The sequence below is a fragment of the Pectobacterium odoriferum genome (assembly GCF_009931295.1).
Taxonomy (GTDB): Bacteria; Pseudomonadota; Gammaproteobacteria; order Enterobacterales; family Enterobacteriaceae; genus Pectobacterium; species Pectobacterium odoriferum.
In genome coordinates this window covers 4,864,645-4,884,922 of sequence record NZ_CP034938.1, presented here as the reverse complement: position 1 = coordinate 4,884,922, position 20,278 = coordinate 4,864,645, and the positions used below count along the sequence as shown (strand labels likewise).

Annotated in this window: 15 protein-coding genes; 8 read left to right on the top strand and 7 right to left on the bottom strand. The window is 53.9% G+C overall.

What is annotated here, in order from left to right:
• Window positions 1–44: 44 nt before the first annotated feature.
• Together EO763_RS22110 and EO763_RS22105 are read right to left on the bottom strand one after the other, a co-directional pair.
• A complete protein-coding gene (locus tag EO763_RS22110) occupies window positions 45–1,574 on the bottom strand; it encodes an FAD-binding domain-containing protein (RefSeq protein ID WP_161530242.1) in 1,530 nt (509 codons plus the stop codon).
• Between the two features lie 26 nt (window positions 1,575–1,600).
• Window positions 1,601–2,266 (bottom strand): endonuclease III domain-containing protein, encoded by a 666-nt coding sequence (locus EO763_RS22105; RefSeq protein WP_161530241.1) that lies wholly within the window; start codon window positions 2,264–2,266, stop codon window positions 1,601–1,603.
• Between the two features lie 375 nt (window positions 2,267–2,641).
• Between EO763_RS22105 and EO763_RS22100 the strand changes: the two genes are divergently transcribed.
• On the top strand, window positions 2,642–2,815 hold the full coding sequence (locus EO763_RS22100) for an IS3 family transposase (protein WP_244322032.1): 174 nt from the start codon (window positions 2,642–2,644) through the stop codon (window positions 2,813–2,815).
• A 63-nt stretch (window positions 2,816–2,878) separates the two neighbouring features.
• Here EO763_RS22100 and EO763_RS22095 read toward each other — a convergent pair whose 3' ends face one another.
• Window positions 2,879–4,099, bottom strand: coding sequence for a BaiN/RdsA family NAD(P)/FAD-dependent oxidoreductase (locus EO763_RS22095; RefSeq protein WP_161530239.1), 1,221 nt, complete (start codon window positions 4,097–4,099; stop codon window positions 2,879–2,881).
• Window positions 4,100–4,376: 277 nt separating this feature from the next.
• Here EO763_RS22095 and pitA point away from each other — a divergent pair, with 277 nt between their 5' ends.
• Window positions 4,377–5,882: an inorganic phosphate transporter PitA gene (pitA, locus tag EO763_RS22090; protein ID WP_161530238.1), complete on the top strand. Its 1,506-nt coding sequence runs from the start codon at window positions 4,377–4,379 to the stop codon at window positions 5,880–5,882.
• A 183-nt stretch (window positions 5,883–6,065) separates the two neighbouring features.
• Here pitA and uspB read toward each other — a convergent pair whose 3' ends face one another.
• Complete coding sequence (uspB, locus tag EO763_RS22085; protein ID WP_039493737.1) at window positions 6,066–6,401, bottom strand: universal stress protein UspB; 336 nt, start codon at window positions 6,399–6,401, stop codon at window positions 6,066–6,068.
• Between the two features lie 557 nt (window positions 6,402–6,958).
• Between uspB and uspA the strand changes: the two genes are divergently transcribed.
• From uspA to EO763_RS22070, 3 genes are all read left to right on the top strand, one after another.
• Complete coding sequence (gene uspA / locus EO763_RS22080; protein ID WP_010298197.1) at window positions 6,959–7,396, top strand: universal stress protein UspA; 438 nt, start codon at window positions 6,959–6,961, stop codon at window positions 7,394–7,396.
• A 291-nt stretch (window positions 7,397–7,687) separates the two neighbouring features.
• A complete protein-coding gene (gene gdhA, locus EO763_RS22075; RefSeq protein ID WP_039474396.1) occupies window positions 7,688–9,031 on the top strand; it encodes an NADP-specific glutamate dehydrogenase in 1,344 nt (447 codons plus the stop codon).
• A 174-nt stretch (window positions 9,032–9,205) separates the two neighbouring features.
• The gene (locus tag EO763_RS22070) at window positions 9,206–10,519 is read left to right on the top strand and encodes an NAD(P)/FAD-dependent oxidoreductase (protein WP_161530237.1); all 1,314 of its coding nucleotides are present in this window, start codon (window positions 9,206–9,208) and stop codon (window positions 10,517–10,519) included.
• A gap of 188 nt (window positions 10,520–10,707) precedes the next feature.
• Here the strand turns inward: EO763_RS22070 and EO763_RS22065 are convergent, their stop codons facing one another.
• The 3 genes from EO763_RS22065 to prlC all read right to left on the bottom strand — a co-directional run bounded on the left by EO763_RS22065 (window position 10,708) and on the right by prlC (window position 15,539).
• Window positions 10,708–12,603 carry a bifunctional metallophosphatase/5'-nucleotidase gene (locus EO763_RS22065; RefSeq protein WP_161530236.1) on the bottom strand — a complete coding sequence of 632 codons (1,896 nt, stop codon included), beginning with the start codon at window positions 12,601–12,603 and terminating at the stop codon, window positions 10,708–10,710.
• Window positions 12,604–12,753: 150 nt separating this feature from the next.
• Window positions 12,754–13,500, bottom strand: a complete 747-nt coding sequence (rsmJ, locus tag EO763_RS22060; protein ID WP_103862845.1) for a 16S rRNA (guanine(1516)-N(2))-methyltransferase RsmJ — start codon at window positions 13,498–13,500, stop codon at window positions 12,754–12,756.
• Window positions 13,497–15,539, bottom strand: a complete 2,043-nt coding sequence (prlC, locus tag EO763_RS22055; protein ID WP_161530235.1) for an oligopeptidase A — start codon at window positions 15,537–15,539, stop codon at window positions 13,497–13,499. Before prlC ends, rsmJ begins: the two co-directional genes overlap by 4 nt.
• Before the next feature lie 320 nt (window positions 15,540–15,859).
• On the opposite strand from prlC, the gene EO763_RS22050 reads away from it, so the two are divergent.
• The 3 genes from EO763_RS22050 (at window position 15,860) to EO763_RS22040 (ending at window position 20,089) form a co-directional block, all read left to right on the top strand.
• Window positions 15,860–18,409 carry a TonB-dependent hemoglobin/transferrin/lactoferrin family receptor gene (locus EO763_RS22050; RefSeq protein WP_161530234.1) on the top strand — a complete coding sequence of 850 codons (2,550 nt, stop codon included), beginning with the start codon at window positions 15,860–15,862 and terminating at the stop codon, window positions 18,407–18,409.
• Window positions 18,410–18,590: 181 nt separating this feature from the next.
• The gene (locus EO763_RS22045) at window positions 18,591–19,103 is read left to right on the top strand and encodes a sigma-70 family RNA polymerase sigma factor (RefSeq protein WP_010296516.1); all 513 of its coding nucleotides are present in this window, start codon (window positions 18,591–18,593) and stop codon (window positions 19,101–19,103) included.
• The gene (locus EO763_RS22040) at window positions 19,100–20,089 is read left to right on the top strand and encodes a FecR domain-containing protein (RefSeq protein ID WP_161530233.1); all 990 of its coding nucleotides are present in this window, start codon (window positions 19,100–19,102) and stop codon (window positions 20,087–20,089) included. The genes EO763_RS22045 and EO763_RS22040 overlap by 4 nt, the downstream gene beginning before the upstream one ends.
• Window positions 20,090–20,278: the final 189 nt, after the last annotated feature.

Genomic DNA, 20,278 nt, shown 5'->3' with positions numbered 1-20,278 from the left:
GCCGGGCTGGCCAGATGATCAAGTGCTGAAAACCAGACATGCTGTCAGAATAAATCGAGTTGTTTCGTGTCTTTTTTCTTCTTATTACCTGATTTTTCAGGTGTGGCAGCTCGCCTGACGTGTTGACCGTCAGGTTTTTCACGAAACCCCGGCGCCGGCGACAGCCCGTGTCGCTGCCGGAGTGTGGAGACTGCCGCCTTTGCCTCACGATGCGCTACGGCAAAATCGACCAGCGGCAGACAAACGGGAACGCCTGACAGATGTTCAGCCTGTTTTTGCAAGCTGGACGGCATCTTCCAGGGTTCGAAGATCCAGACATCGCTGACGACGCGAAGTTCAGGTACCCATTGCCTGACAAACCTAGCATCAGGATCGAGCGTGTGCGCCTGCATGACCGGATTATAGATGCGCAGTACGCCGTTGGCCGCCATCCCGCTTTGCATCTGAATTTGCGGATAGTGAATACCGGGATCGTAGTCAACAAAGAGCTGCGCAAGCCAGGCAGCTACCGGACCGGAGGGAAGAGAGAGCGACCAGGAGGCGGCTGAAACCAGCATGGCCCGCATGCGAAAGTTGATCCAGCCGTGGTGATGAAGATAACGCATACATGCATCTACCATCGGCCAGCCGGTGCGCCCGTCCTTCCATGCGTCAAATCTTTCCTGGTTGAACGGCCTCTTGAGTAGCCCCATTTGCGGAACCAGGGGCTTTTCCTCCATTTCCGGCTGGTTTTCTAACGTCTGTATAAAATAGCAGTGCCACCATAGCCGCGTATGAAAGGCGCTGAGGCTTTTTTTCCACTGTTGTGAAAGCGTCTGTGTGCGTAACGCTGTGACACGCTGGGCAATTTCCCGCAGGCTCAGCGTGCCATTAGCGATGTGAGGACTAAGCCGTGAACAGCCATCTTCAGCCGTGACGGGCGAGCTGATGGCGCCGCTGTACTTTTCGCTGCGGCGGTGCAGAAAGTCTTTCAACACTGCCAGGCCTGCTTCCCGACCTCCAGCCTGCCGGCCCGGACAAGGCAGAAGGTCGGCGCATGCACTTGCGGGCAAATGTTCGGCTGTAAGACCAGTTGGCGTGGTAACAAATTCCGCCTGCTGCGGCACGCAGAAGACAGGGCGAGCCGACCACGCATCCCAGTGAGCTTTAAAACGCTCGCGGCGTCGCGAAACGGGCCTGCACACGCCATTCTGGGCATACTGAAACCAGTCACAGCCCTGCGCGCGGCACCACGCAGAAACGTTTTTATCACGATCAAAGGTCCACAAATTGCCCGTTTCTTCGTGACTGTGCAGAACAAATTTACCGACCTGCCGGCGCAGTTCAGACAGTGCACCTGTTACGGTGCCGTTCATCACAGTCAGGTGCCCGCCAATGACGCGCAGCTGCGCGGAGAGGTCGTTCAGAGATTCGCGAATAAACAGCCACTGGCGGTTGCTGGTATCTTTCAGGGCCCAGTAATCCGGCTCAAATACGTACAAACACAGAACCGGTCCGGCAGCACAGGCACGGGAAAGCGCCTCGTTATCAAATGTGCGCATATCACGCTTAAACCACACTATCTGAAGCATCATCCATCTCCTATTTTAATGTCAGGACCTTACGCTGCCCTGTCCCGGCAATAATCGCAGTAAGTCGATACCGGGCACTCTGTGCAGCGTGGGTTTCTGGGCTTGCAGATGTTCATGCCGACGGCAATCAGCCATTCATGAGCGTGTTTTTTAAATTCCGCAGGCGTAACGTCGTTCAGCTTTTCCGCTGATTTTTCGTGCGTTTTTGCCTGTACAATGCCAAGGCGGTTTATAACGCGATGGACATGGGTGTCCACGGCGACCACGGGTTTGTCGTGCTTGTAGTTCAGCATCAGGTTTGCACATTTCTGTCCGATACCGGGGAGTTTCAGCAGATCCTCCTTCGTCTCGGGGATAGTATTGCCGAAATCCTCAATGATCATGTTGCACATCTTACGAAGGGTTTTTGCCTTACGGTTGTAGTGAGCGACAGGCTTTATTAGCTCAATGAGCTTTTCTTCCGGCATTTTCCTGATGTCGTCAAAGCTTCTGACCTCTGCGTAAAGAGCGTCGCAGGCTTTGACAGTGCGTCTGGTCGTGGTGACGGTGGACAGTGCGGAGGACACCAGGTGCTTAAACGGCGTCTCTGACAGACCGTGCGTCATCCACTCATCGTCGGTTTCTTCAAAGGTGGGCTGCGTGTCCCTGAGTATTTGGTAAATCTCTATTATTCTGCTCGCTTCATCTTTAGGCATAAATTCTGTCTCTGAGACCCGTCCCTTCACGAACAGTGAAAGGGGCGGATCAGGGGGTTAATAACAATGTTAGTAAAGCCATCCTGATGATATGCGGTATCACTGACCGCTGATCTGTCCTTGATTTAATGCCCACCTTGTTTTCAAACCAGTCAACGAAAGCGAGGCCACTATGACGAGACAACAATATACCCCTGAGTTCAAGCGCAGAGCTGTCGCGTGACTGCTCGAAAGCGGCGAAAGCCGACAAGGCAGGTGATAGCGCATTCGGACAGAGGGCGTCAATATGCGAGCCATCGATATCGGGACGTACTGAAAGATAACGATTTACGCTGCTCAATGAGTGGAAAGGATTGCTGTTACGATAATTCGGTAATGGAAAGCTTTTATCACACGCTGAAAACGGCGCTGATGTGTGGAAAAGCGTTTGTCAGCAGAGAAGAAGCGCTGAACGCAATATTTGATTATATCGAGGTGTTTTATCATCGTCGTCGCAACCATTCGACGCGGGGTTATCAAACACCGGTGGATTATGACATGGTGACGTAATTAGGTGGGAGTAATTTCAGGGACAGATCATCACTCCACCAATGCTGACATGATAGAGTGTAATTAGTGTACAAAGCTTATTTTTCCAAAACAAAAAGGCAGCGCTTGTGCGCACGCCCATGCCGAGCTCCACGCCCATTGGAAGTTATAGCCGCCGAGCCAGCCAGTCACATCGACCACTTCACCGATGAAATACAACCCCGGTACCGTACTGGATTCCATAGTTTTGGAGGACAGCGTGCGGGTGTCAACGCCACCGATGGTCACTTCGGCTGTGCGATAACCTTCCGTACCGTTTGGCTGCACGCGCCACTCTTGCAGGCTCTGTTCAATCTGCGTTTGCTGTGCGCTATTGAGCTGTTTCAACGTGACATCCGGCAGTTGCCCTAACGCTTGCAGGCATTCAACCAGACGTTTAGGTAACCACTGTGCCAGCGTGTTTTTCAGGCTTTGGTTCGGGTGAGCGGTGCGCTCGTCATTAATGAGCTGGGTGAGATCGCGGTCGGGCAGCAGATTGATGGTGACGAATTCACCGGCCTGCCAGTAGCTGGAAATCTGCAAAATAGCGGGGCCAGATAGCCCACGGTGCGTAAACAGGATGTTTTCACGGAACGTCACGCCGTTTTCTGCGGTGACAACGGTAGGCACGGAGACCCCGGAGAGCGTTTGCAACTGTTCGAGCAGCGGTTTGTGCAGCGTAAAGGGCACCAGTGCAGCGCGAGTTGGGAGTACGTTGATACCGAATTGTGCGGCAAGCTGGTAGCCAAACGGCGTCGCACCCAGGCCGGGCATCGACAGGCCGCCGCAGGCAACGACCAACGATGCACTTTGGAATGCTGTGCCGTTGCTTAGCTGGACGGTGAACCGATCGTCTGATTTCTCCACCGAGGTCACTTCACTGCGCAAACGGAGGGTGACGTTCGCCCGCTCACATTCTGTTACCAGCATGTCCACGATTTGCTGTGCGGAATCATCGCAGAATAACTGGCCGAGCGTTTTCTCGTGATAAGCGATGCGGTGGCTGTTGACCAGACTGATGAAATCCCACTGGGTATAACGCGCCAGTGCCGATTTACAAAAGTGGGGGTTGTGAGACAGATAGGCCGCTGGTTCTGCATACATATTGGTAAAGTTGCAGCGTCCGCCGCCGGACATCAATATCTTTCGGCCAGCTTTCTTGCCGTTATCGAGCAGTAGAACACGCAGTCCGCGTTGTCCTGCCTGTGCCGCGCAAAACATGCCTGCTGCACCGGCACCGATGATGACAGCGTCAAACTGTTCCACAATGCATTTCTCCGATGAGTGATTTTATCTTCTTGGATTGCCACAGGCCAAAAGCCGTAGGGCGGCAAATTGTAGTATTGGTTTTTGTTCGATACCAGCGTAACAATTTGCATATATTAGTAAAAATATATAATCATTTGATTTTTATTGATTAAATGGTTTATCCACCGATCGTCGTCATATATTAAGTCAAAAAAATGTCATATTTCGCTTTTCCCGACCCCTGCTTGTCGCCGATAATGCGCCGCGTTCATGACCACTAAATGGCCTAACGTTTATGCTACATTTATTTGCCGGTTTGGATTACTACACTGGCCTGATGTTGATATTGGCTTTGTTGTTTGTACTGATGTATGAAGCCATCAACGGTTTTCACGATACTGCGAATGCCGTTGCCACTGTTATTTATACCCGAGCCATGCGCGCCGAGTTTGCCGTTGTTATGGCGGGTGTCTTTAATTTCTTTGGTGTGTTGCTGGGCGGCCTGAGCGTGGCCTATGCAATTGTTCACCTTCTCCCCACGGATTTATTGCTGAACGTGAGTTCGGCGCACGGTCTGGCAATGGTCTTTTCCATGCTGCTGGCTGCCATTATCTGGAACCTGGGTACCTGGTACTTCGGTATTCCTGCCTCTAGTTCTCACACGCTGATCGGCTCCATTATCGGTATTGGTTTGACCAACGCGCTGTTGACGGATACTTCCGTTGTGGATGCGTTGAACGTGCCGAAAATGATCAGCATTTTCCTGTCCCTGCTGCTCTCGCCGATTGTGGGGATGGTGGTGGCAGGTCTGCTGGTGCTGGTGCTGCGTCGGTTCTGGAACGACAGTAAAAAACGTAAGCGCGTGCATCTGACGCCTGTCGATCGTGAAAAGCAGGACGGCAAACGTAAGCCGCCGTTCTGGACGCGTACCGCGCTGATTTTATCGGCGATTGGCGTGAGCTTCTCTCACGGTGCAAACGACGGTCAGAAAGGTATCGGCTTGATTATGCTGGTGCTGATTGGCGTCGCGCCAGCCGGGTTTATTGTCAACATGAACGCGTCTGGCTATGACATTAGCCGTACCCGTGATGCCGTTGTCAATTTGCAGGAATACTACAAGCAGCACGGCGACGCGCTGACGCACGTTATCGACCTGTCTCCGCCAGTGATTTCTCCGCCAGAAAGCACGATTCCCGGCAACGGTCAGAAAGAGTTCCACTGTGACAGCTCACGCGTGATGATTGCGATTGACCGTACACAGGGCCTGCTGAATAACCTGAAAAGTTACGATCAGTTGAACCCTGACGATCGCAGCAGAGTGCGTCGTTTGCTGATGTGTATCTCTGACACGATGGATCAGGTGATCAAGCTGCCAGAAACGTCGGGCGAAGATAAGCGCTATCTGAGCAACCTGCGTAAAGACATGCTGCAGACGGTTGAGTATGCACCTCTTTGGATTATCGTCGCTGTCGCATTGGCGCTGTCTCTGGGCACCATGGTGGGTTGGAAACGCGTTGCAGTGACCATCGGTGAGAAGATTGGTAAGAAAGGCATGACCTACGCACAGGGCGTTTCAGCGCAGGTGACGGCGGCCCTGTCGATTGGCGTTGCCAGTTACACAGGTATGCCAGTTTCCACCACGCACGTATTGTCCTCTGCGGTTGCCGGGACGATGATTGCGGACGGTGGGGGCGTACAGGGCAAAACGATCAGAAGTATTCTGCTTGCCTGGGTGTTAACGCTGCCTGTCTCAATGCTGATGTCCGGTACGCTGTACTGGCTGGCGTTGAAGCTGATCTAATCACGGCAATTCATAGCGTATAAAAAACGTAGGGAACGTTTTTCAACGTCGCTTGCGACGGCCCGTAGGGTGACGAACAAGGATGTCCGTCATAAAAAAAGGCGATTCTGTGGGGAATCGCCTTTTTACTTTTTATCAACGTTCATGGTTTTCATACCAATGATGGTGTAAGTGCCAATGTTTTTAATACCATATCGTCATAGCAATCAGACTGATGACGATTAGGCCACACAGGGCGGTTGTAAGCAGAAACTGTCCCCGCACCCGCTCGCACCGGCGAATAAACTCAGGGTCGTGATGATCAAGATAGCGTTGCGCGTAGATATAGCGTACCAGCCGGATTTGTTTACTTGGCTGGCCGTGCGATGTAAAGAAGCCACCTCCGTCAACGTATTGGTAAAGCAGTGGGTCACAATCACGCAAAATCAGCAGTAACACACGTAATGAAGAGTAGTACCTCGCCATATTAATGATGCAGACGATACATAAAGCCCAGAAAAGCGCAAATGTACTAATCATGCTTCCCTCCCGGTCGTTCTATTCGTCAGATTCGATGGCCATACATTCCCGTTGTCCACCTGCCGCCGATGACAAGCGTTACTGTTTATTTATCCGCGACGCTTATCGACGACGTTTGTCTGCGACGTTTTTCTACGAATAGTTATGCCACGCGCTTGCGCACGATTTTATTGTCATTTTGGATAGCCAACGGCATCACGGCTAGCCCCATTCTCGTTTTCCATCCCAGGGTGCAGCGGACAGGCTCACCGCCCCCTACTTGTAGTGTAGAAGAAGAATGTTTGTTTGTGCCAGAGAGGCTAGCGCAATCGGGATGAAGGACGATTTTCGACAAGACAATGCCCTTTCCGAAAGGAGAAGCTGCGCGATTTAACTGTGAAAAGGAGCGGTTTCTACTACACTTACCAATAGAATTAACAGGTTTGAAAACGGGTTGTGATCGACTGAACAGTCCGATAGCACGGACGAGTGCTATCCTATAATCCGCTGTTAAGTATCAGATTGGCAGGAAAAATATCTGCTAACCCTTAATTAGTCTTTACGGAAGGAGTCTTATTATGGCTTACAAACACATCCTTATTGCTGTTGACCTTTCTCCAGAAAGCAAAGTGTTAGTAGAAAAAGCGGTTTCAATGGCAAGACCGTACAATGCGAAAGTGTCGTTAATCCACGTCGATGTGAACTACTCCGATCTCTACACGGGGCTTATCGACGTCAATCTGGGTGATATGCAACAGCGTATCTCTGAAGAAACCCAGAATGCGTTGACTGAGCTGTCCCAGAACGCAGGTTACCCTATCAGCGAGACGCTGAGCGGCAGCGGCGATTTAGGGCAGGTACTGGTTGATGCGATTAAGAAATACGATGTTGACCTCGTGCTGTGCGGTCACCATCAGGACTTCTGGAGCAAACTGATGTCGTCTGCACGCCAACTGATTAATACCGTACATGTCGACATGCTCATCGTGCCGCTGCGTGATGAGGAAGACGAATAAAAATTAGCTTTTTTTGCATTTTTTTTCAGTGACGAAAGGCACGGCTTCTTAGCTGTGCCTTTTGTTATATAACAAAAACTTATGTCAAATTTTCCTTCCTAAAGCACCAAAAAACCCTTTCTATCTCATTGGATTCTAACGTTTATCTGAAAAGAAAACGCTTGCTTAAATATCCATCGCCAGTGTTATAGTCCAGAGGACACAACATCATTTTCACCAATCCCACAAGCTTCTGCGTGTCTAAAAATAAAGAAGCAGACGGGAGCTTATTCGTTCAATCAGGAGCTGTTCATGGCACAAATCGTATCTCTGGCAAGTTTTCTTGATTCTGTTCAACAACGCGATCCGCATCAGCCTGAATTTCTACAGGCCGTTAATGAAGTCCTTTCCACACTGTGGCCTTTTCTGGAACAGAACCCTCACTATGCGGATTACAGCCTGCTGGAACGATTGGTAGAACCGGAACGCGTGATTCAGTTCCGCGTCGCATGGACGGACGACAAAGGTCAGGTACAGGTGAACCGCGCTTGGCGTGTCCAGTTCAGCTCCGCGATCGGCCCGTACAAAGGCGGCATGCGTTTCCACCCGTCCGTTAACCTGTCGATTCTGAAATTCCTCGGATTCGAGCAGACGTTCAAAAATGCGCTGACGACGCTGCCAATGGGCGGTGGCAAAGGCGGTTCGGACTTTAACCCGAAAGGGAAAAGCCAGGGTGAAGTCATGCGCTTCTGTCAGGCGCTGATGACGGAACTGTATCGTCATCTGGGGGCGGATACGGACGTTCCGGCGGGTGACATCGGCGTGGGTGGCCGCGAAGTCGGCTTCATGACCGGCATGATGAAGAAGTTGACCAACAACACCGCGTGCGTCTTCACCGGTAAAGGATTGTCGTTCGGCGGCAGTCTGATCCGTCCTGAAGCGACGGGCTACGGCCTGATCTACTTCACGGAAGCGATGCTGAAACGCCACGGTCTGGGCTTTGAAGGCATGCGTGTCGCGGTATCCGGCTCCGGTAATGTGGCGCAGTACGCGATTGAAAAAGCAATGGAATTGGGTGCGCGCGTGGTCACGGCATCGGATTCCAACGGCACGGTAGTGGATGAGAACGGGTTTACCCCAGAGAAACTGGCGCTACTGGAAGAGATTAAAAACAAACGCTATGGCCGCGTGGAAGATTACGCGCGCGAAGCGAAACTGACCTACCTCGCAGGCAAAACGCCGTGGGAAGTACCGGTAGACATCGCGCTGCCGTGTGCGACGCAGAATGAACTGGATCTGCCAGCGGCGCAGACGCTGATTGCTAACGGCGTGAAAGCTGTGGCAGAAGGTGCCAACATGCCAACCACGATCCCTGCGACCGACGCGTTCCTGGATGCTGGCGTGCTGTTTGCGCCGGGCAAAGCGGCCAACGCTGGCGGCGTGGCGACATCTGGGCTGGAAATGGCGCAGAACGCGGCACGTTTGGGATGGAAAGCAGAGAAGGTGGATGCGCGTCTGCACCACATCATGCTGGATATTCACAATGCCTGCGTGCAGTACGGCGGTGAAGACAGCCAGACTAACTACGTGCGCGGCGCCAATGTGGCGGGCTTTGTAAAAGTGGCCGACGCGATGCTGGCGCAGGGCGTCGTGTAACACCTGCTTTACTTAAAGCGCCTGTATTCGCAGGCGCTTTGACTTTTCACTTATTTCTCTAAGTTTTAGCGACATTTCTTGCTGGACACCGCTTCCTGCCTTTCTTTATCTTAATCAGCATTGCGTATCGTCAGTCTTCTGGTACAACTCGTTCTCTTCAAGGCTTACACCATTGTGAAAATCAAACATCTTCCTTTCGATCAGAATCGTAATGGCTGGTCGGCAGATCTTGTCGATAAACCGAATTACCCGCAGCAGCGTGGAAAAACAACGGCGGACTGGCTGGTGATCGGCGCTGGCTATGCGGGGATCGCCTTTGCACAGCGTCTGGCTGAACAGCGCCCGGATAAACATATTATCCTGCTGGATGCGGGCGAGATTGGCGACAATGCTTCTGGGCGTAACTCCGGTTTTGTCATCGATTTGCCGCACAACATCGGTAGCTCGACGGCCGAGCTGGAAAAAGCGGCGGCTTATCGTCGCCTGTTGCAGTCCGGCGTCGCGCATCTGAAAGAGAAGGTGGATCGCCATGCGATTGCGTGCGACTGGAGCGTGGCGGGGAAATATCACTGTGCTGTGAGTTCAACGTTTAACGGCCTGATCGATACCTATGTCCGTGAGTTAAACGATCTTGGTGAACCCTATCAGGTGGTGGAAAAAGACGAACTTGCGCGCCGCTTAGGCACGTCTTTCTATCATCGCGCCGTGTATACGCCCAATTGCATTCTGTTAAACCCAGCGGCGCTGGTGGTCGGGCTGGTAGCGAACCTGCCGAAGAACGTGACGGTTTACGCCCATTCACCCGCGCTGAATATCGAAACTGGATCGCGCATTCGCGTGGAAACGCCGTACGGCGAGATTCAGGCGGATAAGCTGATGATGGCGATTAACGGCGCGGCGCGCGGCCTGCCGCTGTTTAATGGCCGGGTGTTTGCCGTGGCAACCTTTGCGACGCTGACGGAGCCGCTGAACGCGGAGCAGATAGCGCGCATGGGCGACATGCCGGGCTGGGGGCTAACGCCGGTTAATGCGCTGGCCAGTGCGACGTTGCGCTATACGCGCGACCATCGCTTCCTGATTCGGGAGCATGTGAAATTTACCCCGGGACTGGTCAATAGCGCAGTAGAAACTGGACGCCACGCGCGTCGCCATGCTGCTATTTTTGCCCGAATGTTCCCGCAGTTGAGCGACGTGAAGATGGCGCATACCTGGTCAGGCTTGATTAGCGTAACGCGTAATGGTGCGCCAATTTGGGGGCAGCTAAGCGACAATGTGTATGCGTCCGCAGGCTGTAATGGGGCGGGGCTGTCGAAGCAAACCGCCGCCGGACATATTTTGGCGGATCTGGCGTTAGGTGAAGACAACCCGCTGATCGTTGATATGCAATCGCTCGGACAGGCAAATTACTTGCCGCCACGCCCTTTCCTGGATGTGGGCGTGAACGGCTACCTGACGAGCGAGCGCTGGAAAGCCCGCAGCGAGAGATAGCAGTGTTTGCTGATCGTTGGAAAACCTCTTCGTAGAGTGAAAACGGTGATAATGGGATAGAAGAGTAAAGCGTCCGCGCCAAGGATGGCGCGGCTCGAGCTTACAGGGATGTACTTGCAGCGTCTTTACGATCTATCCATTATCACCGCTGCACTTTGTCTACTACCCAGATTCCCGCAAGGTATCGGTTAGTTAATCGCCGCGATAATCGTCAGCCGATCGTTCAGCCGCTGTTTGGTTAACGCGTTGGTGGCGCTGTCGCGTTGTTGCGTCAGTTCCGCCACGCGTTTCTCCCGCTGTGTGGCATCCGGCAGCAGTAACGATTTCACGTTGATGGATTGTACGTTGCTGTAGCGGCCATCGTCTGACGTCGGCACGCTGATTTTTCCGCTGTTGAGCAGCGATTCGACGATGTGGCGTTCGCGCTCATAGCCCTGCAATCCCGCCAGTTTCCAGCGCTGCGGCACAGTACCTTCGTACTGGCCTTTTTTCACCTCAGTCAGATAACGGATGGTTAGGTTACGAATCGTGCCTGCCTCTTCGCCATATTCCGCTTTGGTATCCGACAGCACTGGGAACTGCATGCCTTCCAGTACGCCGCCTTTCTGCGTCAGGTGGCCCATGCGGTAGCTGTTCATACCCAGACGAATCGGCATCTTGTCGGTAACCCGCATCCCGTTATTCAGTTTCAGGTCGGTGATGCGCTGCCCGGCGGGTTTCGTCAGATCGATGGTGTACGTCACGCCGTCGAAGAAATCATTGGTGGAATACTTGGACGCACGACGCTGCGGATTGAAGCTGTAAGTCACATCGCCGTCCTGCAACGGGTTGAAGTAACCCGCTGACCATTCCATGTATTTCTTCAGCTCTTTTCCGGTGAGCTGATAAACCGTGATCTCGCCGCCAGCGTATTGATAGTTAAAGGCAATGTCCTTCGCGGCGATGGTGCCGACATTCAGCTTGGGCTTATCGTTATCAATTTGCAGCGCGATGATCTGCGCTTTAGGGGCGTAATGACGGCTGGCTTCCTGAAACAGGGCGCTGATGCCGGTGTCCTGTACGTGTACCTGAGGAATTCCTTTCACGGCATCTTGCGGCACCAGATCGTGCCCGAGGAGCTGCGCGATCGGACGGTTGGCGTTGGCGCGCAGGGTATTGTGATAAGGCTCGTAGATGTCTTCCATCTTGCGGTCAGAATCCACGTCCTTAATCGAATAGGTATAGCTGTCTTTGTTGATCAGCACGTACTTACCGTTCTGCTGCTCAAACTGCAAATCGATGCGCGACAGTGCGCGGCCATATCTGTCCGGTTCGGTGACGATCACGCCATTAATCACCTCTTTATCCACTTTTACGTGCATATGACCCGCGACGATGGCGGCTAATTCAGGGTTCGCACGGGCAATATCGCCGACGCCAGTACCCGGTCGTTGGTTTTCGTTATCGATTCCCATATGGGCGACCAGCACGATGGCATCCACTTTGCCGTGGATTTGCTGGATAACGGTTTTTACCGCCCCGACGGGATCGGTAAAGTTCAGCCCTTTCACGCGATCGGTGCCCTTGGCGAATTCCGCGGTCATCGGCGTATCCATACCGATGATGCCAATCTTCACGCCCTGCCGTTCGACAATCTTATAGGCGGGTAAGTAAGGTTTACCGCTTTCCCAAAAAATGTTGCCCGCCAGCGCGGTGCCGTTGAACTGATCAAGCGAGGTGGAAAGTACGTTCAGGCCGAAATCGAACTCGTGGTTACCCATGACCCAGACGTCATAATTCATGGCGTTAAAACCAAGAATCATCGGGCTGGTTTTGTCATTTTTGAAGGTTTCGACAAAGTTGCCCTGAATGGTGTCGCCCGCATCAACCAGAATCACATTCGGCTGCTGCGCACGGACTTTATGCACCTGTGTGGCGATCTGACTCAGGCTGCCAGCCATGTTGGCGGTGTCGGTGGCGTAATCCCAGGGAACAAAGGTGCCATGCAGGTCTGATGTCCCCAGAATCGTAATATTGACGGGTTCTTGAGCGGCCATAGCAGAAGTACTCAAACAAAGCAGAAGTGACAGAAGCGTTTTTTTCATTATGTCATCTTAGTGTCATAAAAGGTGATAGCGCGAAATTATGCGAGTTGCTTCCCATTTGTGCTACAGACTTTGCAAATATGACACTGGAAATGCGAAGCAGGCTAAGTTTCTAGTCGCCGGTGCGCTTATCGACGCAGCGGCGAGGGGTCAGGCAGGAAGATAGAAGTCGAAGCGATGGCTTTTGGTTTCCAGCATGGACTGTGCTGGCACGCCGGCCAGCGGCGGCGCATAGTCTGGTCGCTTCACCACGACGCGTTTTTTCGCCAGCGCGCGTGCGGGTTCCAGCAGCGCATCGGCGTCGTCATCCGCACCCACCAGCGACTGAAATACCCGCATCTCTTTCTTCACCAGCGCGCTCTTTTGTTTGTGTGGAAACATCGGGTCGAGATAAACCACATCCGGTGGCGGCGTGATATCGCGCAGCGCGGTCATACTCGACGCGTGCAGCAGCGTCAGCCGCTCCCGTAGCCACGGGCCAATCTCTGCGTCCTGATAACCACGTTGCAATCCGTCGTCCAGCAGGGCTGCAACCACCGGATTGCGCTCCACCATGCGTACGTGACAGCCTAATGCTGCCAGCACAAAGGCATCGCGTCCTAGTCCGGCCGTCGCATCCACGACATCCGGCAGGTAATCTTTTTTGATACCCACGGCTTTAGCGACAGCCTCGCCGCGTCCGCCGCCAAAGCGACGGCGATGTGCCATCGTCCCAGCAACGAAATCAACGAAGATAGCGCCGAGCTTCGGTTCATCCTGCTTGCGCAGTTCCAGACGTTCCGCTGTCAGCACCAGCGCCATGACCGCATCGGGATCGGAAACCAGCCCCCAGCGTGCGGCCAGAGAAGATAAGGCGCCACTATCGGCGCCTTCTTCTGCGATTAAGCAGATGCTCATCCTTTGATGCCGTAATGCGCAAGCATGGCATCCAACTGCGGTTCACGGCCACGGAAGCGTTTGAACAGCTCCATCGGCTCTTCGGAACCGCCACGCGTCAGGATGTTATCTAGGAATGACTGACCGGTTTCACGGTTGAAGATACCTTCTTGCTCGAAGCGGGAGTAGGCATCCGCCGCCAGCACATCGGCCCACAGGTAGCTGTAGTAGCCTGCGGCATAACCGCCTGCGAAGATGTGGCTGAAGGCATGTGGGAAGCGGCCCCAGCTTGGGCTCGGCACCACGGCCACCTGCGCTTTGATTTCAGCCAGCGTCGGCAGAATCTGTGCGCCTTTCGCAGGATCAAACTCAGCATGCAGGCGGAAATCGAACAGGCCGAATTCCAGTTGGCGCAGAATGAACAGCGCAGCCTGATAGTTCTTCGCCGCCAGCATCTTCTCCAGCAGTTCTTGTGGCAGCGGTTCACCGGTTTCGTGGTGGCCGGAGATAAAGGCCAGTGCTTCAGGTTCCCAGCACCAGTTTTCCATGAACTGGCTTGGCAGTTCGACCGCATCCCACGGCACGCCATTGATGCCCGCGACACCGGCGGTATCGATCTGGGTCAACATGTGGTGCAGGCCGTGACCGAATTCGTGGAACAGCGTGGTGACTTCGTCGTGGGTGAACAGCGCGGGTTTGCCGTTGACCGGACGGTTGAAGTTACAGACCAGATAGGCGACCGGTTTTTGTAGTTCGCCGTTGCCTTTACGCAGTTTACCCGCGCAGTCATCCATCCAGGCTCCGCCGCGTTTGTTTTCACGAGCGTATAAATCGAGGTAGAAGCTGCCGCGCAGTTCGCCGCTTTCATCGAACAGATCGAAGAAGCGAACGTCCGGGTGCCATACATCGACGTCTTTACGCTCTTTGGCAGTGATGCCGTAGATACGTTTAACCACTTCGAACAGGCCGTTCACCGCGCGTTCTTCCGGGAAGTACGGACGAAGCTGCTCATCGCTGATGGAATACCGATGCTGTTTCTGCTGTTCGCTGTAGTAGGTAATATCCCAGGCCTGCAATTCATCTACGCCGTAGCGTTCTTTGGCGAAGGCACGCAGCTGCGCGAGTTCTTCTTCAGCCTGTGGACGGGCGCGTTTCGCCAGATCGGTCAGGAAATCGAGTACCTGCTGCGGGTTTTCCGCCATTTTGGTTGCTAGCGACTTGTGCGCATAGCTATCGAAGCCCAGCAGTTGTGCCAGCTCGTGGCGCAGCGCCAACGCTTCCTCCATCACCTCACTGTTGTCCCATTTGCCCGCGTTTGGCCCCTGATCGGACGCGCGCGTGCCGTAGGCGCGGTACATCTCTTCGCGCAGCGCCTGATTGGTACAGTAGGTCATCACCGGCAGATAACTTGGGATATCCAGCGTCAGCAGCCAGCCCTCTTGTTCTTTCGCTTCTGCCTGCGCTTTGGCCGCTGCCAGTGCGCTTTCCGGCATGCCATCCAGCTCGGCGACGTCGGTAATCAGCTTGCTCCAGCCCATGGTGGCATCCAGCACGTTGTTGCTGTATTGCGAACCGAGTTCGGACAGACGAGCAGAGATTTCACCGTAGCGTTTCTGTTTTTCCGGCGACAGTCCGATACCGGACAGTTCAAAATCGCGCAGCGCGTTATCAACAGATTTCTTCTGTGCCACGCTCAGTGCGGTGTACTGTTCGCCGTCACGCAGGTTGCGGTAAGCCTGATACAGCCCGGCATGTTGGCCGACCCAGGTACTGTACTCGGACAGCAGCGGCAGACATTCTTCATAAACAGCACGCAGCTCTGGGCTGTTCTTCACCGCGTTCAGGTGGCCGATGGGTGAGAAGATACGGCCAAGGCGATCGTCGCTGTCCGCCAGCGGTTGGCACAGATTATCCCATGTAAACGGCTCCGCTTGCGCCACCACGCGTTCTACCGTCTCGCGGCATTCATCCAGCGCGGATTTCACAGCAGGGACAATATCTTCCGTTTTGATACTGGAGAACGGGGGCAGGGTAAATGAGGTCAGTAATGGATTCGTCATGGTGCCGTCCTGATAATTGTGGGTGATCTCGTTGCCGGTAAGTGGAATCTGTTGAATAAAGGCCGGCAAGGCGGATATCTACTGCGGATTAATCACTAAGATGAGGTCAAGCGCTGTGAAAATCAATGGCGGAGGGGTATCGCTCATGACCAAAGGTGCGTTTTGCCGCCATAAATAAGCGCCATGCGTTACCTGAACATCATCGTTAACGCCGTGCTAAATGCTTTCTCCCGAAAATTTTTGCTATTTTTCTGCCCGATTTTGTTTTTCGCGTGACCTACCTGATGTGTCTTTTTTTTCAATATTTCAGGGGAATGACAATGGCGATAAATAATCATAATGGCGGGCGCATCGCGCATAAACCCGCCTTCACGGTGGCGCGGGCAGTGCATCTGGCACTGTCTGGCGTGTTGATATGGAGTGCTGGAGCGGCCAGCCCGGCGTTGGCAGCGGAAACTGCCACTGCTGCTACGGCACCGACAATAATGTTTTCTATTCCGGCGGGGCCGCTAGGGACCACGTTGCAGGCTATCGCCAGCCGCGCCAATGTCATTCTCACGTTTTCTCCCGATCAAACACAGAATAAAACCAGCGGGAGCGTGCAGGGAACCTACACCGTGCAGGCCGCTTTTGCGGCCGCGCTGGCTGGGACAGGACTGAGTGCGGTACAGACGGCCAGGGGCTATCGGCTGGAATCCGCGCTTGCCGCTGAGGGTAGCGACGGCAGCCTGATGATCCCGACGCTCTCGGTGGTTGGCGGCACATCGGACAGCGCCGCAGCCGGACGTTCCGTGCTGCGTCAGGCCGATGTTGACCGCGTGCAGGCTGATAATATTGCCAGCCTGCTCGATAAACTCCCCGGCGTGTCGATGGCGGGTTCTCCTCGACCGGGTGGGCAGAGCCTGAATATCTGGGGCATGGGCGATATGGAAGATGTCAAAGTCGTACTCGACGGCGCGCCAAAAGGCTTTGAAAAATACCGTCAGGGCTCGGTATTTATTGAGCCTGAGCTGATTAAGCGGATCGATGTCGATAAAGGGCCGCATGATATTCGTAGCGGTAACGGCGGCTTCGGCGGCACCATTCACGTTGATACCAAAGACGCCAGCGATCTGCTGCTGCCGGGAGAAAATTTCGGCGGGATGGCCAAATACAGCTATCACACCAACGATCGGCAAAATATCTACAGCGGCGCGCTGTATGGGCGTACGGAAGAGGGGATGGCTGACGGCCTGCTCTATATGAGCAAGCGTGATGGCGACAACATCGAACGTCCTGATGGTACGCGCTTTGTCTACTCCACCAGCGATATGGCGTCCTACCTGCTGAAGACCAACATCTACCTGACGGATGCTCAGACGCTGACGCTCTCCGCGATGCGCTCTGAATCTGACGGCTGGCAGCCGTTTGCCGCTAAGCGTGACGATATGGCCGCACCGACACAGGCGGAAATCACTCGCTACGGTTGGGAAGAAGCCTGGCGGCGTAAGCTGGTCTACCGCGATCAGGTCGATAAAAACTACTCGCTGAAATGGAATATTGCACCGGAGGATCAGCCGTGGCTGAATCTGACGGCGTCATTTGCCACCTCAAAAACCGAACAGCATGACCGACGCCCTGATTCAGCTTCACAGAGTAGCTATCTGGGCACGCTGGGGAATGAAAGCTGGGTAAGCTATAAAGATCAGCTCGCGGAAGTCAGCAATGAAAGCCAGTTCACGACGGGGCCATTCGACCATAAGCTGCTGGTGGGAATGCGCTGGCATCAGCATAAGCGTGACACGCTGATTTACTATCCGTCCGGCAAGAACAGCGCCGAGTATAACTATGGCTATTTCCAGCCTTACTACATGCCGGCTGGTGAGCAGGAAACGCGTAGTTTGTATGTGCAGGACGCTGTGACGCTGGGTAGCGTGACGATCACGCCGGGCGTGCGCTATGACCATGTGACGAATACGGGGAAACCTAATGCTGCACCACGTTATAACAGCAGCATTCCGGCCGCGGGGCATGACTACAGCAGCGTGACCTATACCGGCTGGTCGCCGCGTATTGGCGCGTTGTGGAAGGCGACGGATAACCTCTCGCTATTTGCTGATGCCAGCCGAACCTGGCGTGCCCCTGTCATTGATGAACAGTACGAAGTGCAGTCTGCGTCCTCTGGCGTACCCGGAAGCAGCCGTGACCTGCAAGTGGAAAGCATTAAAGGAGTTCGACTGGGGGCGATTCTGGACTTCAATAATCTAATGTTGGAAGAGGACAGTCTGCAAATTCGTACCACGTTGTTCCGTAACCGCGGTAAAAACGAAATTTTCAAACGCACTGGTGTTTATTGCGAGGCATCTTCCCAGACAGGCAGCAATTCATCCTGTGCCGGACCGCTGTCGGTTTATCGTAATCTGTCGGGGTATACTATCGAAGGGGTTGAGATTGAATCCTTCTACGACAGCCGCTGGCTGTTTGGCAGCCTGTCCTTCTCTTCCATTCGCGGCGAGCGCGATGCGTCACCGCGTAACCCGTGGGGCAATAAAACCTGGATTGCTGAAATCCCACCGACGACAGCACACGCCACGCTGGGTACCAAAATTCCGAGTCTGGATATGGCCGTAGGCTGGACGGGAGATTTTGTGCGCAAGCAGGATCGTTCACCTACTGACGGCGACCCGCTGGCTTCTGGCTGGGCGTTACCGAAGACGAAGGGATACGTGCTGCATGGCCTGTTTGCCAACTGGCAGCCGCAGACGATAAAAGGGTTTGAGGCGCGTGTGACGGTCGATAACCTGCTGAATACCGATTATTACCCGTATCTGGGCGAATCCGTATCCGGCGTAGGACGTAACGTAAAAATCAGCGTGTTACAGCGTTTCTGATAGCGGTGCTCGGGGCGGATAGTCTTGCCGCCCCGTTAGCGAGGGAATGTTGCATGGGCGTAATGCAAATTCAGCAAATTTGAATAATTTTCGTTTAGGAACTTGACAGTCAGAGGGAAAAAACATAAATAAGAACGATTATCATTCTTATTGTTTAAATAGCGCTCTGGGGTAAAGTTCGATGGTGAGGAAAGCGACGGCCAGCGTTAATGACTTTGCCCAACAGCTCTATTTCGATCACCACCGCTGGCTGTGTAACTGGCTGCGCCATAAACTGGACTGCGCCCAGCATGCGGAAGATCTTGCTCAAGATACGTTCCTTAGCGTGCTGATGAACCCGGAACTGCTCACGATTCGCCAGCCGCGCCCGTTTCTGGCTACCGTGGCCCGCCGTTTGGTCGCCAATCATTATCGTCGTAAAAAGATTGAAGATGCCTATCTGGATGTCTTGAGCACGCAGCCGGATGCCTGTATGCCATCTCCAGAAACACGTCTGCTTACCCTCGAAATTCTTGAACAGCTTGATGCCGCATTGGATGGCCTGCCAGCACCGGTCAGAGAAGCGTTTCTGCTGGCGCACCTCCACGGCATGCGCTACAGCGATATCGCCGAACGCTTGCGGGTTTCCAGTAGTTCGGTGAAACAGTATCTGCAACGCGCCAACCTCCAGTGTTTCTTTGCGCTGCCGCTATGAACGATCGCACGTTTTATCGGGACAGACAGGGTCAGCCGATTCAGCCAGACAGCGCGCGTGAAGCGGTGGCATGGCTGACGCAACTGATGTCCGACAACGTCACGGAACAGGATCGCCGCGAGTGGCAGCGTTGGCGGAAAGCCTCGCCGGATAACGAACAGGCGTGGCAGCATATCGAATCCGTATGTGCCAATCTGGGTCAGCTTAACGCACGGGCAGCACACCAAAGCCTGTCGACGCTTAACGGTATGCAGCGCCGTAGTGTACTCAAAGCGCTGGTGATACTCTGCCTGACCGGAGGCGCTGGCGTGGCCGGATCGCGCACCGACCTCTGGCAGTCGTTGACGGCAGATTACCAGACGCAGGTGGGCGAACAGCGCCATGCGGTATTGGATGATGGCACGACGCTGCTACTGAATACGCAGACGGCGCTGAATGTGGCCTACGGTGACGATCTACGCCAGCTCACGCTGATTCGTGGTGAAGTGATGATCGAAACCGGTCAGGCGGAGAAGGCCGCGTTGTATCCGCGTCCTTTCATTGTGACGACGGCGCAGGGAAAAGTGCAGGCGCTGGGTACGCGCTTCAGCCTGCGAGTGCAGGATGAACACACGCAGGTGGCGGTGTATGACGGTGCGGTAAGGCTTCATCCGCAGCAGAACGGTCAGGATGGACAAGTGGTAAAAAGCGGACAGACGGCGACGTTCACCACGCAGGGCTGCGGCCAGATCGAGACGGCAACGGCTGAGCCTGCCTGGGTGAAAGGACAGCTGCTGGCGGATAATCAGCGTCTGGTGGATTTTGTTGATGAACTGAGCCGTTATCGCAGCGGTGTCATTCGTTGCCAGCCGGAGGTGGAAAGCCTGCGGTTTTCCGGTGTATTCCCGCTGTCTGATACCGATAATATTTTAGCAGCGCTGGTAGAGGCGCTTCCTGTACAGGTACGTTATTTCTCTCGCTACTGGGTTCAGATTGCTGCGCGATAAAATATCCTGTCAAAATTCAATGACATTACTTTTTATGCTGTTTTCACTTTTTTTCTGCCCGATCCCCGCAACTGAACGACCTACTATTATCTCGGTTGATTGTTTTATACCTAACGATGTGATGAAGAACGCATGATGATCTCCTCGGAACCCCATTCATTGGGAATTCTGGCCCTGTCTCCACGGCGA